We start from the raw sequence: 14,765 nt of genomic DNA on the forward strand, positions 1-14,765 counted from the left end.
TTTATCCAAAATCCCCTCCGACGAGATACCCCAGTGGTTATTCTCAAAATTTACAACCAGTCTTGCATCCGCGACCGCAACCGCAGCAATGCCTGACTATGAATTTGACTCACCCGAGATTCGCTGACGCTCAGTACTTCGCCAATCTCTTTTAAATTGAGTTCATCATTATAATAGAGTGACAATACTATTGCCTCGCGCTCCGGTAAGCTACTGATATTTTTTACCAATGCTTGCTGGAACGAATCGCTGGCCTGTTCTTCAAACAGCTGATCACCCTGCTTATCATTTGCAGTGACCAGCGCATCTTCGCTAATCCCTAAGTCTTCCATACCAACGATACGGCCATTACTCGCGTCACTGAGCATGTGATGATATTCATCTAAAGTTATATCAAGTTTTTCAGCAACTTCAACATCTTTTACGTCTCGACCCAATGTTGCTTCGAGTTCGGCGATTGTTTCAGCAATTAAACGGGAGTTACGATGGACAGACCTTGGGGTCCAATCACCGCGGCGGATCTCATCAAGCATAGATCCGCGGATCCTGATCCCTGCAAAGGTCTCAAAACTGGCACCTTTGGTATTGTCAAAATTTTTTGCCGCTTCAATCAGACCAATCATGCCAGATTGAATTAAATCATCGACCTGTACACTAGCAGGTAAACGCGCCAATAAGTGGTATGCAATTCGTTTAACCAGTGGCGCATGTTTCTCTACCAGCAACTGTAGCTGATTATTTCCGCCATATGCTGCTAAACGACTATTCACATCATCCCCCGCCGTTCCGATTGCGGCTGAACCAACTGCTCAAGAAAAAACTCCAGATGCCCCGAAGCGCTGGGTGGAACCGGCCACTGCACGGCGCGGGTCGCAAGCGTCTTCACCGCCAGCGAGGCCGGTGTTTTTGGAAATGCATCAACAAAAGCGCGTTGTTTTCGAGCCGCTTTACGCACGTTCTCGTCAAAAGGAATAGTCGCGACCAGTTCAAGCGTGACATCCAAAAAACGATCTGTTACCCGACTTAACTTGGCAAACAATTCCTGCCCTTCGCGCAGACTACGAACCATATTAGCGACAATTTTAAAACGTTGCACTGCATGTTCCCGACTCAGGATCTTCATCAGTGCATACGCGTCGGTAATGGATGACGGTTCGTCACAGACTACAACAAGAACATCCTGGGAGGCGCGTGAAAAGCTCAATACCATGTCAGAAATACCGGCTGCAGTATCGACCAGTAGTACATCAAAAGGGGTACGTAATTCGCTGAAAGCCCTGATCAGACCTGCGTGTTCGGCCGGGCTCAGTTCCGTCATTGATTGTGTGCCAGAAGTCGCTGGCACGATTTTGATGCCAAATGGACCTTCTATCAGAATATCGTCGAGTTCGACTTCGCCGGCCAACACGTGGAACAAATTTTTCTCGACACGCAGACCTAGCATCACGTCACAATTGGCGAGGCCGAGATCGGCGTCTAGCACTAAAACCTTTTTACCCATTTGGGCCATAGCCATAGCCAGATTCAGCGTAACGTTGGTTTTACCAACACCGCCTTTCCCACCAGTCACTGCTATTACTTTTACCATCTGCTTTTTCATTCTTCTCAGGCCGCTGGCTTGATCAAACATTAATTCATGATTATGCATAGGTTCCATCCGCCCGGGCTGCTACATCCTGATACCACTGATGGCCTGCATTGCTATGCGCCAGTCGGAGTTGTTCAGCCTGCGTTACCATCAATTTGGCCTGAGCAGCTTCAATGTCTTCAGGAACCCGTTGACCATTGGTCAAATAACTGACTGGTAAAGCATTTTGAATTGCGATATTGATAATTTCACCCAAGCTTAAGCATTCATCAAGTTTTGTGAAAATACAACCCGACAATGAAATTCGTTTAAAGTGTTCCACGGTCTCTTGCATTACACGGGCTTGCGAGGTCGCAGACAATACCAGATAACTTCTTATTTTGACACGCGAATTATGCATCAGCGCTGAGAGTTTTTCTGCCAGACGAACGTCGCGCTGGCTCATACCTGCTGTATCGATCAGGATTAGTTTACGTTGCTGCAACTGCGTTAACAGTAAGGCTAATTCTTCGTGATCTTTAGCTTGTTTTACCGGACAACCAATGATACGACCAAAAGTGGCCAGCTGTTCAAATGCGCCGATACGAAAAGTATCGGTTGTAATCAAAGCGACCTGTTCCGGGCCATGCAGACGGGCAAATTGCGCTGCGAGTTTGGCGACAGTCGTGGTTTTTCCGACGCCGGTCGGGCCAACTAAAGCCACAACACCGCCGCGACGCATCAGGTCGTCATTGGTCGTGGTCAGCTGACCGGCCAGTAACTCCAGAGCACATTCCCAGGCATCGCCATCAGCGATATCTTCTGGCATAAAGCAGGCAAGTTGATCAGCCATTGCTTCTGACAAACCTAATTCGCAGAGTTTATCGATCACCAAGGCCCGGACCGGTTCGCGTCGTGCCAGGTCCTGCCACATCAGCCCAGACACCTGATGCTGCAGTAACTGCTTCATCGAGCCCATTTCCTGGCGCATGCTGTCAAATTGCTGCTGCATCAATTGCATCTGTTGCTGTTGTAGCTTGTTGAAATCCGCCAGCGCTGCAGTCGCGACTGGCGCAGTGGCAGTATTCTGACGCTCTTGCGGCGCAGCCGGACGATTTTTGTTCAACAGTGGCGATTGCAAAACTTCAGCGCCGACTTTTGTAGTCAATTTTTTGTCGTTTGTAACGGCCGGCTCGGCATGGGCTTTTTGTTGTTTGATCATCTGCCGGGCGAGCAGCGCGCGCAACGAATCTGCCGGCGCCTCTTGTTCTGGTTCATCATCGTCCACACGAATATTGAGCTGACTGCCAGTCGTAGCAACAGCGGGCTTTTGCAGTTCTTCAGCCACAGGAGCCTTGCCGGGCTTGGCTTCCGGGTCTACCGCCGCAACCAGCTCAATGCCTCCGGCTACTTTTTTATTCGATAGAATAATCGCGTCTGGCCCCAGAAATTCCTTCACTTCCGCCAATGCTGTGCGCATATCTTTTGCAACAAAGCGCTTTATTTTCATCGTTTAACTCCTAACCCGCCTGGCCAACCACGCTGACGATCCGTACTTGTTTGTCGTCGGGAATTTCCTGGTAGGATAAAACCCGTAATCCTGGAATGGTGTACTTCACGAATCGTGCCATCACACTGCGTAAAATGCCGGAAGTCAGCAAGACCGCAGGTTCGCCAGCCAATTCTTGTTGTTGTGACGCTTCGCGCAGCGATTGCTGGATCCGCTCTGCCAGACCTGGTTCAATGCCAGCGCCATCGCTCCCTGCAGCCTGCATCGACTGATGCAGCATTTGTTCAAGCTCAGGGGCAAAAGTCATGACCGGAATTTCTGCAGCACCGGCGGCGACTTCCTGCACGATGAGACGGCGGAGTGAAATGCGGCAGGACGCTGTCAGAACATCAATATCCTGGCTGCGGGCACCGGTATCCACCAAGGTTTGTGCGATAGTCCGCATATCACGGATCGGCACACCTTCGTGCAACAGATTCTGCAGCACTTTGACCACAGAACGCAGTGGCAGCGTATCCGGCACCAATGCCTCGGCCAGTTTTGGCGACGTCTTCGCCAGCATGTCCAGCAGATTTTGCACTTCTTCATGGCCAAGCAGACTCGCAGCATTATTAGTCAGTATTTGGCTTAAATGTGTCGCGACCACAGTGGCGGCATCAACTACGGTGTAACCTAAAGTCTGGGCGTGTTCACGCTGATTACGTGGGATCCACACGGCATCCAGGCCAAACGCCGGGTCTTTGGTAGCAATCCCTTTCAGATTACCAAACACCTGGCCTGGATTAATTGCCAGTTCGTTATCATGCCGCAGTTCTGACTGACCGGTGTTAACCCCCATCAGGGTAACGCGGTAAGTATTGGGTTCCAGATCCAGGTTGTCACGGATATGAACAGCCGGAATAAGGAATCCCAGCTCTTGCGATAGTTTCTTCCGCACCCCTTTGATCCGGGCCAGTAATTCGCCGCCCTGTGCTTTGTCCACGAGCGGAATTAAGCGATACCCCACTTCCAAGCCAATTACATCGACAGGCTGCACATCATCCCAACTAATTTCCTTTTGTGGTGCCAGATCAGAAGATGGAACCAGTTCGGAACGGGCCTGTCCCGCAGCTATGGCTGGCACACTTGATTTTTTGTGCACGAAATAGGCTGTGCCACCTAATAAAGCGGCCAAACTTAAAAAGGCTAAATGCGGCATACCCGGTACTATGCCCATGATGGTGAGCAAAACTGCAGCGATTGTCAGCACTTTCAAGTTGCCTAGTTGGCCACTCATTTGTTCGCCGAGATCTGCTTCTTTGTTTTGGCGGGTTACAATGATTGCGGTGCCGATCGACAGCAGTAAGCCAGGGATTTGCGCGACTAAACCATCACCAATTGTCAGCAGCGTATATACCTCCATCGCTTCACCAAAAGGCAAATCATGCTGCAATGTACCGATAAAAATTCCGCCGATGAGGCCGACAAACAAAATGATCAAACCGGCTACGGCATCCCCTTTTACAAACTTGGTGGCACCGTCCATTGAGCCATAGAAATCAGCTTCTGCCGTGACTTCTTCGCGGCGTTTACGCGCTTGGTCCTGGTCAATAAAGCCTGAATTCAAGTCGGCATCAATCGCCATTTGCTTACCAGGCATCGCATCAAGGGTAAAGCGTGCAGTAACCTCTGCGATGCGGCCCGCACCTTTGGTCACGACGACAAAGTTGATAATAATCAAAATGGTAAACACCGCGATACCGACGGCATAATTCCCGCCAATAACCACGTGACCGAAAGCTTCGATCACCGCGCCCGCCGCGTCTGGGCCAGTATGCCCTTCTAACAGCACAACCCTGGTACTAGCTACGTTTAACGCCAGCCGCAAAATTGTCGCGACTAATAACACGGACGGAAAAATAGCAAAATCCAGCGGTTTGTTGACATAAATCGTCACCAATAACACGACCAATGCGAGCGCTATATTAAAAGAGAACAGGATATCCAGCAGAATAGGCGGCATCGGCAACACAATCATCGCCAGGGCGGCAAGGATCAGTAAAGGGGTACCGATCCCCTTCAGATGTTGCAGGTGGGACCGGTCAAACCGTGTCAGGACATTGGCTAACTGCATGGGAGTTCCGTCGGAAAATTGACATACTCCCTGCTAAGGCAAAAACCGTTCCATGATGGAACAACGCAGCCGACTCAAGCCTGATTAGTGACGGAAACCTTCCGGAATTGGTAGATCTTTCGCCAATGCTTTTGGTTTTTGGCCTTTGCCGCGCCGATACACTTTCAACTGAAAGACATAGGCTAACACCTGTGCCACCGCAGAAAAAAGTTGCTCCGGAATGGGGTGATCCAATTCAGTGGTGTGATAGACAGAACGCGCCAGTGCCGGCGAGCGGATGATAGGGACTTTATTCGCTTCAGCGATCTGGCGGATATATAACGCCATCTGATCAACCCCTTTTGCTACAACGACGGGGGCGCGTTGCTTGCCATGTTCGTATTTAAGCGCCACTGCATAATGAGTTGGGTTCGTCACAACCACATCAGCGGTGGGTACAGCCTGCATCATCCGACGACGGGACATCTGGATCTGCAGACCGCGGATCCGACCTTTGATTTCAGGGTTACCTTCAGAGTTTTTATATTCGTCTTTGACTTCTTGTTTAGTCATTTTCATCTGCTGAATGTGCCGCCACTTTTGATAAGGTGCATCGATAGCAGCAATCAATAAGGTACTGGCGCACAAGCCAAAAAACATCCAGCATAATAAATAGACGGAGGCGGCAATATCATCCGGACTGGTCATTAGCGACAACGCCATGATGTCATCAAAAAACAGCTTCAATAGCAAATATGCTGAGCCGGACACCACAGCCACTTTTAAAACACCTTTGACCAGCTCAATCAATGAGTTGACGCTGAACATCCGTTTGATTCCGGCTAAAGGACTGAGCTTATCCGGTCGGAAACTGGCACCATACCAAGTAAAATTGAAACCACCCAGCAACGTATTACCAACAAAACCGGCGATCAGGATCACCAGGCACAATTTCAGAAATGCCGGCGTGACTGCCGCTATGGCAGCGTAAGACGCCGCTGACATCATCGTCGGGTCTTGCACATCTTTTTGATTCAGGCTCAATAGCCGCCGGCATACCTGTAATGTCGCTTCGGCAAGCTCTGTACCGTAAATCAGAATACCAAGGCTGCTACCCAGCAGAACCAGCGCGGTGCCCAGATCCTGAGATCGGGCGATATTACCTTTTTCCGCCGCCTCACTGAGCTTTTTACTCGTGGGGTCTTCGGTCTTTTCCATATCGCTGTCGGCAGCCATGGCATTCCTCCGTCAGCAGCCAATGAGCTTGCACGTCACTTCAATGCCGTGCTGCCATTGCAGATTAAAATGAAACATAAAGGTGTTCATCGTCAGCCACAGGATTAACAGACCTGCGATCATCGTGACCGGAAAACCAATAGAGAAAATATTCAGCTGCGGCGCGGCACGGGTCATCACACCAAAGGCCAGGTTGACTAACAGCATCGCCGTGACCGGTGCCAGCGTGATTGCCAGTGAGGTGGCAAAAATCCAGCCGCCGAATTCGGCGATGGTCAGATAGTTGTCAACGTCCCACCACTCCCCGTTAATCGGCAGCGATTCGAAACTAAATACAATCATCTGAAACATGATCAGATGACCGTCATAGACCCAGAACATCAATGTCGCCAGGATCAGGTAAAACTGACCGATGGTCGGGATGCTAATACCACTGGCCGGGTCCACTAACGACGAAAAACCTAAACCCGTCTGTGTCGCCAAGATTTGACCAGCCTGTACGAATGTATTGATGAAAATCATCGAGATAAAGCCCATTGCCGTGCCAATCAGCAATTGCTGCATCACTTGTATCACGGTAAAGGCCGACATCAGATTGGTATCTTTAACTGGCGGTATCACCGGCATGATCACCAGCGTAAACATCACCGCTAAGCCAATCTTAATCCGGTTCGGCACTGTTTTGGCGCCAATACCGGTCATCAGCGCAAACATCGCACCGATGCGACACAGTGGCAGCAGAAAATCTGCAATGCCCTGTAGCAGCACTGATAGCGGAAATTCCATCTCAGCTGACCAAGGTCGGGATGGATAAAAACAAGGCGGTGATATAGTCCATCAGCGTCTGTGTGATCCAATGCCCGCCGTAAATCAGTGCCAGCAAAGTCACAATCAGCCGTGGCAGAAAACTCAGGGTTTGTTCGTTGATCGACGTTGCAGCTTGAAATATCGATACTGCAAGGCCGACAACCAGCGAAGGCATAATGATGATACTGACCAGCAGGATCACCAGATAAAGGGCGTCATTGAGGATGTCAACGTACGTTTCTGGGGTCATCTCAGACTCCTATCCCATAACTGTTGGCAAGTGTACCCATGACCAGCAGCCAGCCATCCACTAATACAAACATCATCAGTTTAAACGGCAGCGAAATGATCATTGGCGACAGCATCATCATCCCCATCGCCATCAGCACTGACGCCACAACCAGGTCGATAATCAGGAATGGGATAAAAATCATAAAGCCAATCTGAAACGCGGTTTTGAGTTCTGACGTGACAAAGGCCGGGATCACGATGGTAATAGGGTAATCCTGATTGTTTTCGACCTTCGGATGTCCGGCGATTTCAGCGAAGGTTTCCAAATCTTTGATACGGGTCTGATGCAGCATAAATGCCTTCATTGGCTTAATCGCCGCATCAAGCGCCTGTACCGACGTGATATCTTCTTTCAGATAAGGTTGGATCGCCTGCTCGTTCACTTGTTTAAAAGTTGGCGCCATGATGAAAAACGTCAGGAATAACGTGATACCAACTAACACCTGATTCGACGGACTCGACATCAGGCCCATCGCCTGACGCAGAATTGCCAGAACAATTATAATGCGGGTGAAGCTGGTCATCATAATCAATGCGGCTGGCAGAAAGCTCAGTGCCGTCATCATCGCCAGAACTTGCAAAGTGACGCTGTATTCCTGACTACCATCAGGATTGGTGGTGATTTGCAATGCCGACAACCCTGAGTTGTCAGCAAAAACTGCCGGACTGACCAGCACCAGCAGCAAAATAAGGATTCGGAACATAACAGCAGATTACTTTTTCAGAAACGACTGTAACTGCGTATGAAAGTCTGATGCCAACTTTTCTTCTGGCAGGGAATTTTCCAGTTCGAACAGGAAGTTGACGCTGTGTGGTGTGACACCGATCACGCGTTGTTTTCCTTGAATTTCAATCACTAAGAGTCGTTCTTTCTGTCCGACCGGCAAGGTGGCAATCACTTTAAAATGTTTTGAGCCGGGCATCTTCAGTTGCAGTTTTTTATACAAAAATGCCAGCAACACAATGGCTGCAACCACCAGCGCCAAAGAAATGACAATCTGACCAAGCCCCGGCAAACTGGCAGTTTGCTTCAGCGGCGCAGCAGTCTTGTCAGCCTGTTCCGCCACCTGTGCCCAAGCGCTCTGAGCGCTCAGCACGCCAGCTAAGCCCAGAAACCATTGTCTAGACCTGCCATGCCGGAAAAGCTGCTGTGAACGCATGCTAACGCAGCTTCTTAATACGTTCGATTTGGCTGATCACGTCGGTCAACCGGATACCGAACTTATCATTGACGACAACCACTTCACCGTGGGCGATCAGAGTCCCGTTCACCAGCACATCCAGCGGTTCGCCGGCTACGCGTTCCAATTCAACTACGGAGCCTTGGTTCAGCTGTAACAGATTACGGATACTGATTTTGGCGCGACCGACTTCCATCGAAATAGTGACCGGAATGTCGAGGATCGTTTCCAGTTTGCGCCGCTCGTCACCGGAGATCGGCGAGTTCTCTTCGTGCAACTCGTCCAGTTCTGCTGTTTCAACAATGTCACCGGAGCCTTCAGCTTCGGCCAATGCGGCAGCCCATTCGTCCATGGTATCTTTATCGTCAGCCATTACCATTTTTCCTCTGTGCGTTCATTCAAGACCAAATCTGCTTCCAGTTCACTGATATCGGCGTCGCTGTCGAGGCGGCGACCACCCTTGGTAAAGACATGCAGCTCAGACTTCACTGATTCTGGTCGTTTGATTTTTTCTACAATTTTTAATGCCACATTGTCGCGGGATTTACCCATTTTGGCGCGATAAGTCGGCAAGTCTTCAATCAATACCGTAATGGTTTCCGGGATCTCGACCGGGATGATGTCACCGGCTTTGAGATTCATCACTTGTTCCAGCGACAATTCCACATCCATCATTTTGGTGGTTAGATTGACTTTCACATCCATGATTTCGTCGCGCAGCGCTTTACTCCAGCGTAAGTCAGTATCTTCTTTGTCACTTTGCACACCGGCATCCAGCAGTTCGCGGATGGGCTCCAGCATCGAATATGGCAATGCAACATGGAAGTCACCTCCACCACCATCCAGCTCTATATGGAATGAACTGATCACCACGACTTCAGTGGGACTGACAATGTTGGCCATCGCCGGGTTTACTTCGCTGTCGAGATACTCAAACGACACATCCATCACGGGTGCCCAGGCTTCTTTGTAATCTTCAAAGATTAACTTCAGCAGCATCTGGATGATCCGGCGTTCCGTCGGGGTGAATTCGCGGCCTTCAATTTTTGCGTGATAACGTCCATCGCCGCCAAAGAAGTTGTCAACGAGGATAAAAACCAGCCGCGCTTCCATCGTGATGAGACCAGTGCCTTTTAATGGCCGGAACCGCACCATGTTCAAGCTGGTTGGTACAAACAGGGTATGGACGTATTCACCGAACTTAATCATCTGTACGCCGTTGATGGAGACTTCGGCAGTACGGCGCATCATGTTAAAAAGGCTGATACGCATATGGCGGGCAAAACGTTCGTTGACCATCTCCAGCGTCGGCATCCGGCCGCGGACAATCCTATCCTGCGAAGAAAAGTCGTATTCCATGGCCGAGCGTCTGCCGCCCGGTCCGGAACTGTCCTCTATCTCTTCTTCTTCAACGTCATCGACACCATGCAATAGCGCATCAATTTCGTCCTGGGATAATAAATCTGTCAATCTGTCGCCCTCCGGTCAACACCGGCCTTACTGCATTACAAACCCGGTAAACAGGATCTCTTCTACCACAGGAGAACCTGCCACGCCTTTCAGCGCTTCCTGTACATCTTTTAACGCTGCCGCTTTAATCGTTTCTTTGCCGGCGGCCGTCACTAACTCGTCGGCATTGGCTTTACTGAAAGTCCGCAGCATCGTGCTTTCTATCAGTGGAATATGTTGTTTTGCCGTTTCTTCGTTCTGAGTGCCGCGCACCAACAGCTGTGCTTTGATTTGCACCAGACGATCGCGATTGGCTCCCGCGACATTAAAGACAAAAGGTCGTGGCATCCCGACATATAAGGCAGAACCAACTTCAGGCCCACCCGCTGCGGCTGCGGCACCGTCAGCTGCAGGTGCAGCGCCCTCTGCGGCCGGAGCACCTTCAGCTGGTGCGCCTTCAGCTGCTGGCGGCGGATCCCCGCCCATCATCATAAAAGCGGCACCACCACCACCGAGCAACACTACAGCTGCTGCCGCAATGATGATCATTTTTTTCTTTTTGCTGCCGCCATCACCAATTTCGAGCTCTTTTTCCGCTGCCATTGCTGTACTCCGTACCTGTTGTTTTCGTTATTATTTACTTCGTTACGGAACAAAGGCAATCAACATCGTCAGATCAGGCTGTTTTGACTGCATCTGGCCGGCATTTATGCATAAAAATCAACCATTCGGTCCGAAACCTTCATTTGTACCGTCTGGACTGCTGCAAGTTCAGACTCTGCACCGGCGTGATTGCCGTGGCGACCTGAATGTTGCTCCTGTTGCGAACGGGACTGGCGTTGTTCCACTTGTCCTTCACTCAACGCAATGCCTTGTTGTTCAAGTAACTCCCTGAGTTTCGGCATTTGTTGTTCTAATGCTTCTTTGGCAGCGCCTTGCTGCACGACAAACTGTACGCTGAGCTGATCCTGCTGCAAGTTCAGTTTAATCTGCATGGACCCCAACTCTTCTGGATGTAACTGAACTTCCGCAGTCTGCAATTTATGCTGAATTTGCACCATGACCCGATCTTTGATTTGTTGTGCGGCTGCGGGCTCGGTTAAAGCCAAAGGTGGCTGCAAGGCTGCGGATTCAGCTGGACGTGCTGACAGCAAAGTCGTATTGCCTGGTGTTATCGCTGCACTTGATGTAATGGCCTGGCCGGCAGTGCCCGCGACCGGAGTGGTTTCTGTGACCTGCTGTAATTGCTGGGCGAATACCGGCGTAGCCGAGGCCACAGGTCCGGATAAATTCAGCGCGGACATATCAATATTTGCTTTGGCCTGACCTTGGCCTGGTTGCTGCTCAGCGCCAGACTGGGGCTGTTGCTGTTGCTGTTGCTGTTGCTGCTGCGTTTGGTTTACTGCACGCAAATGCACGGCAAAAGCATTGGCGGCCGGCGCTTTGTCGCTGCCGGTGGTCTGTGTTCCGGTTGGCCGATTCGCGGTCACAGTACCGGCTTGTATTGCTGTCATAGCGATGGACTGTTGGCCAGCAATCTGGCGTTCCGTCTCTTGTTGCATCGCCACTTGCTCGGAAGCGGATACTGCAGGCTCCGCTGCGGTTTTTGCCGCCTGTTTATCACTACCACTCGCGGTTATTTTCTGCATGGCAGCGATAGCCGGTATGTCGGTTTGTTCAGTCTGCGCTTCAGTCACCTGCACCTCATTTTGCCCGTTAACCGTCACTGGCCCGACTTTTTGCAGTTCTGTGTTTTTCGCTGTGGTCCCGCTAGTGCTTACAGGTGTGCGAGACTCGGGATCTGTTTGCCCAGACGCGCCTGTCGCAGTCGTTACTGGCGCTGGTAAAGTTGCTGCGGCATTGGTTGTCTTGGTTACAGGCTCATCTGCAACAGGCTGCAGCAGTTGTCCGTCAGTACGTACATCCGCGCTTTCTGTCTCTTTAACAGTGCCATGCACTGGGGCAACATCAGCCGAAGCCGAGGGATCTGCCGCTACAGTCTGTGTTTTCACTGGCACTGATCCCGCGTCAGTCTTCGCAGCTCCGCTCAGCAATCCGGTTGATGTTGTGACCTTAGATTCAGATTCGGAATTGAATTTGGAGTTGGATTCAGTCTTGGATCCGAATTTCGCCAGGTCGGCCGAAGTCAAAAGTAGTGGCTGAGCCTTCTCTGCCTGGCAGTCCTGTGTGGCGCTTAGAGCAGCAAGATCTGCCGGTAGCGGTTCGAGTTTGGGGTCAATGGCAACTGCAGCACTTTCCGTCACTGCTGATTCGGCAGCACTGCGGCTATTGGTTTTATTCGCCTGCAGCACCGGGCTGTAACTGTTTGCTTTTTCAATGATATCCAGCCACGGTTTATCACCAGCAAGGGGGTCAATCGACTCGTCATCAGCAGATTCGGCCCCTGCTAGCCCCGCTAATGGGTCTTCCTGCCAAACTCTGCCGTCTTTGTCCGTCAACGTTTCAGCATCAGCGGCAATCTGCTGCCGCGCGGCAATCTGTTCTAGCAATGCCGGATCTGTTGCTTTCCCGTCCTCTGGTAGCATCAAAGGTGCCAGCTCGCGTTCACTCAACTCATCGGCTAATTTCAGGCTAAACTCCTGATCTGACATATCTTCTGTGATAACAGCAGAGCTTGATGCACTGTCCGTGACCGGACTGCCTAATGTCAGATTGATACTGAGATTCATGTTCACGCCTCCGTCCGTTGCGAAATTCTGCGCCCGGACTTTCTACTGCGGCAATGCCGCGAGCTAGTCAAAGTCAATGTTCTGCTTCAGCTATACAAAATTCGCGCCACCGAGGTCAGATTCAGACGCCAGTTTGTTGAAGACGGCGGAAAAACTGCTGCGTGGCAATTTCATCGAGCAGCTTCTGTTCCAGTTTGTTCTGCCGTTGCTGGCTGGCAGCCAGTTCTTTATCAATCAGTAATTCGATGGCCTTGCGCTTTTTCTGCATGGTCAACCATGCGGTCCGTCGCATATCCACGACCCGCTGCGCCTGTTGAATTTGTAGGTTCTGCTGTTCCAGCGCCTGATCCAGTTTAGTAATAAAGTTCAGGTACTGATTGAATTGCCGGCTTTGCACGCCCTCAGCACCGCGTTGCTGGGTCTGACGGATATAATCTGTACGGTAGTCAGCCAGGCCTTGGTAGCGTTCATTGCAGGTCTGCAAAAATTGCTGAGCCTGAGTAAAATTAGCCAACAACTTTTCTTCTTTATCTTTTTGCACTTGTACTAAAAGTTGCAGTTGTTTCAACGCCATACTTAAAAGCTCCGGTTGGCAGGTAACAAGGTATTGAGACCCGACAGGCACTCGTCATAAGGCACGACATCGGTCATACCCTGTTGCAAGAATCGGTTTATTTTTGGCATCAGTGTGATGGCCTGATCTAACATCGGATCTGAGCCTTTGACATAAGCGCCAATTGAAATAAGGTCTTTGCTCTGGCTGAAACTGGCATACAGCTGCTTCACCGCTCGCGCCAGTTTCTGATGCTCCATGCTGGTGACTGCCGGCATTACCCGACTAATGGAGCGTTCGATATCAATCGCCGGGAAGTGACCACTGTCCGCCAGCTGACGGGACAGGACGATGTGGCCGTCGAGAATGGCCCGTGCCGCATCGGCGATCGGATCCTGCAGGTCATCGCCTTCGGATAACACGGTATAAAACGCTGTGATTGAGCCCTGCCCTTCACCGCCGTTACCAGCCCGTTCCACCAGCGCCGGTAATTTGGCGAATACCGATGGCGGATAACCTTTGGTCGCCGGTGGCTCACCAACCGCCAGCGCGATCTCACGCTGTGCCTGCGCGTAGCGGGTAATGGAATCCAGCAACAATAGGACGTCTAGTCCCTGGTCACGGAAATACTCGGCAATTTGCACCGCAGTTTCACAGCCTTTTAGGCGCATCAATGGCGATACATCTGCCGGTGCTGCTACGACAACAGAACGTTGCCGGCCTGCTTCGCCGAGGATCTCGTCTATAAATTCTTTGACCTCACGACCCCGTTCACCGACCAGCCCGACCACAATCACATCAGCAGCAGTGCCGCGCGTCATCATGCCAAGCAACACGGATTTACCGACACCTGAGCCGGCAAATAAGCCCATCCGCTGGCCTTTGCCGACGGTGATAATGCTGTTGATCGCGCGCACGCCAACATCCAGCGGTTGTTTGACCGGCCGACGATTTAACGGGTTAATCGGATTTTTCTTCTGTTTGGCAAATTCAGTCGAACGAACCGGGCCTTTGCCATCTAGCGGATTGCCAGCGCCATCAATCACACGGCCCAGCAAGGCCATCGTCAGTGGGACGCCAAGGTAATCATTCAACGGCGTAACCCGAGCCCCTGGAATGACACCGGTGATATCGTCTTTTGGCATCAGGAAAATGCGATCCTGAGCAAAGCCCACTACTTCGGCCAACAATTCACCGTCAAAAGTATCCACACTGCAGGTTTGACCTATCGCCGCAGATAAGCCGGTGGCTTCCAGAGTCAGCCCAACAACCCGCACCAGACGCCCGGCAACCACTGGACGATTCGGCCGAATAAACTGTTGCTGTTGCTGCAGGCGGTCAGCTAATGCGCTGCGCCTTGTTTCAACTGTCATGCTTTTGACACTGCCG

The 14,765-nt window shown here is 51.0% G+C and carries 15 protein-coding genes; all 15 read right to left on the reverse strand.

Annotation, left to right across the window (positions count from 1 at the left end; all coding sequences use genetic code 11):
- Nucleotides 1-50: 50 nt before the first annotated feature.
- The 15 genes from ACFFJP_RS17780 to fliI all read right to left on the reverse strand — a co-directional run bounded on the left by ACFFJP_RS17780 (nucleotide 51) and on the right by fliI (nucleotide 14,749).
- Complete coding sequence (locus ACFFJP_RS17780) at nucleotides 51-770, reverse strand: RNA polymerase sigma factor FliA (protein WP_377247399.1); 720 nt, start codon at nucleotides 768-770, stop codon at nucleotides 51-53.
- The gene (locus ACFFJP_RS17785) at nucleotides 767-1,630 is read right to left on the reverse strand and encodes a MinD/ParA family protein (RefSeq protein WP_377247402.1); all 864 of its coding nucleotides are present in this window, start codon (nucleotides 1,628-1,630) and stop codon (nucleotides 767-769) included. Before ACFFJP_RS17785 ends, ACFFJP_RS17780 begins: the two co-directional genes overlap by 4 nt.
- 10 nt (nucleotides 1,631-1,640) lie before the next feature.
- The gene (gene flhF / locus ACFFJP_RS17790; protein ID WP_377247405.1) at nucleotides 1,641-3,077 is read right to left on the reverse strand and encodes a flagellar biosynthesis GTPase FlhF; all 1,437 of its coding nucleotides are present in this window, start codon (nucleotides 3,075-3,077) and stop codon (nucleotides 1,641-1,643) included.
- A 10-nt stretch (nucleotides 3,078-3,087) separates the two neighbouring features.
- A complete protein-coding gene (flhA, locus tag ACFFJP_RS17795) occupies nucleotides 3,088-5,190 on the reverse strand; it encodes a flagellar biosynthesis protein FlhA (RefSeq protein ID WP_377247408.1) in 2,103 nt (700 codons plus the stop codon).
- Between the two features lie 84 nt (nucleotides 5,191-5,274).
- Complete coding sequence (gene flhB / locus ACFFJP_RS17800) at nucleotides 5,275-6,405, reverse strand: flagellar biosynthesis protein FlhB (protein ID WP_377247411.1); 1,131 nt, start codon at nucleotides 6,403-6,405, stop codon at nucleotides 5,275-5,277.
- Nucleotides 6,406-6,417: 12 nt separating this feature from the next.
- Nucleotides 6,418-7,191, reverse strand: a complete 774-nt coding sequence (fliR, locus tag ACFFJP_RS17805; RefSeq protein WP_377247414.1) for a flagellar biosynthetic protein FliR — start codon at nucleotides 7,189-7,191, stop codon at nucleotides 6,418-6,420.
- Between the two features lies 1 nt (nucleotide 7,192).
- Nucleotides 7,193-7,462 carry a flagellar biosynthesis protein FliQ gene (gene fliQ / locus ACFFJP_RS17810; RefSeq protein WP_377247417.1) on the reverse strand — a complete coding sequence of 90 codons (270 nt, stop codon included), beginning with the start codon at nucleotides 7,460-7,462 and terminating at the stop codon, nucleotides 7,193-7,195.
- A gap of 1 nt (nucleotide 7,463) precedes the next feature.
- Nucleotides 7,464-8,207 (reverse strand): flagellar type III secretion system pore protein FliP, encoded by a 744-nt coding sequence (gene fliP / locus ACFFJP_RS17815; protein WP_377247420.1) that lies wholly within the window; start codon nucleotides 8,205-8,207, stop codon nucleotides 7,464-7,466.
- A gap of 9 nt (nucleotides 8,208-8,216) precedes the next feature.
- Complete coding sequence (gene fliO / locus ACFFJP_RS17820; protein ID WP_377247423.1) at nucleotides 8,217-8,663, reverse strand: flagellar biosynthetic protein FliO; 447 nt, start codon at nucleotides 8,661-8,663, stop codon at nucleotides 8,217-8,219.
- A gap of 1 nt (nucleotide 8,664) precedes the next feature.
- The gene (gene fliN, locus ACFFJP_RS17825) at nucleotides 8,665-9,057 is read right to left on the reverse strand and encodes a flagellar motor switch protein FliN (protein WP_377247426.1); all 393 of its coding nucleotides are present in this window, start codon (nucleotides 9,055-9,057) and stop codon (nucleotides 8,665-8,667) included.
- Entirely contained in the window at nucleotides 9,057-10,154 is a 1,098-nt protein-coding gene (gene fliM / locus ACFFJP_RS17830; protein WP_377247429.1) for a flagellar motor switch protein FliM, read from the reverse strand. The genes fliN and fliM overlap by 1 nt, the downstream gene beginning before the upstream one ends.
- A 27-nt stretch (nucleotides 10,155-10,181) precedes the next feature.
- Nucleotides 10,182-10,736 carry a flagellar basal body-associated protein FliL gene (gene fliL / locus ACFFJP_RS17835; protein ID WP_377247432.1) on the reverse strand — a complete coding sequence of 185 codons (555 nt, stop codon included), beginning with the start codon at nucleotides 10,734-10,736 and terminating at the stop codon, nucleotides 10,182-10,184.
- 104 nt (nucleotides 10,737-10,840) lie between these two features.
- Complete coding sequence (locus ACFFJP_RS17840; RefSeq protein WP_377247435.1) at nucleotides 10,841-12,823, reverse strand: flagellar hook-length control protein FliK; 1,983 nt, start codon at nucleotides 12,821-12,823, stop codon at nucleotides 10,841-10,843.
- 121 nt (nucleotides 12,824-12,944) lie between these two features.
- Nucleotides 12,945-13,397 (reverse strand): flagellar export protein FliJ, encoded by a 453-nt coding sequence (gene fliJ / locus ACFFJP_RS17845; protein WP_377247438.1) that lies wholly within the window; start codon nucleotides 13,395-13,397, stop codon nucleotides 12,945-12,947.
- 2 nt (nucleotides 13,398-13,399) lie between these two features.
- The gene (gene fliI / locus ACFFJP_RS17850) at nucleotides 13,400-14,749 is read right to left on the reverse strand and encodes a flagellar protein export ATPase FliI (protein WP_377247441.1); all 1,350 of its coding nucleotides are present in this window, start codon (nucleotides 14,747-14,749) and stop codon (nucleotides 13,400-13,402) included.
- Nucleotides 14,750-14,765: the final 16 nt, after the last annotated feature.

The organism is Rheinheimera tilapiae (assembly GCF_042432165.1).
Classification (GTDB): Bacteria; Pseudomonadota; Gammaproteobacteria; order Enterobacterales; family Alteromonadaceae; genus Pararheinheimera; species Pararheinheimera tilapiae.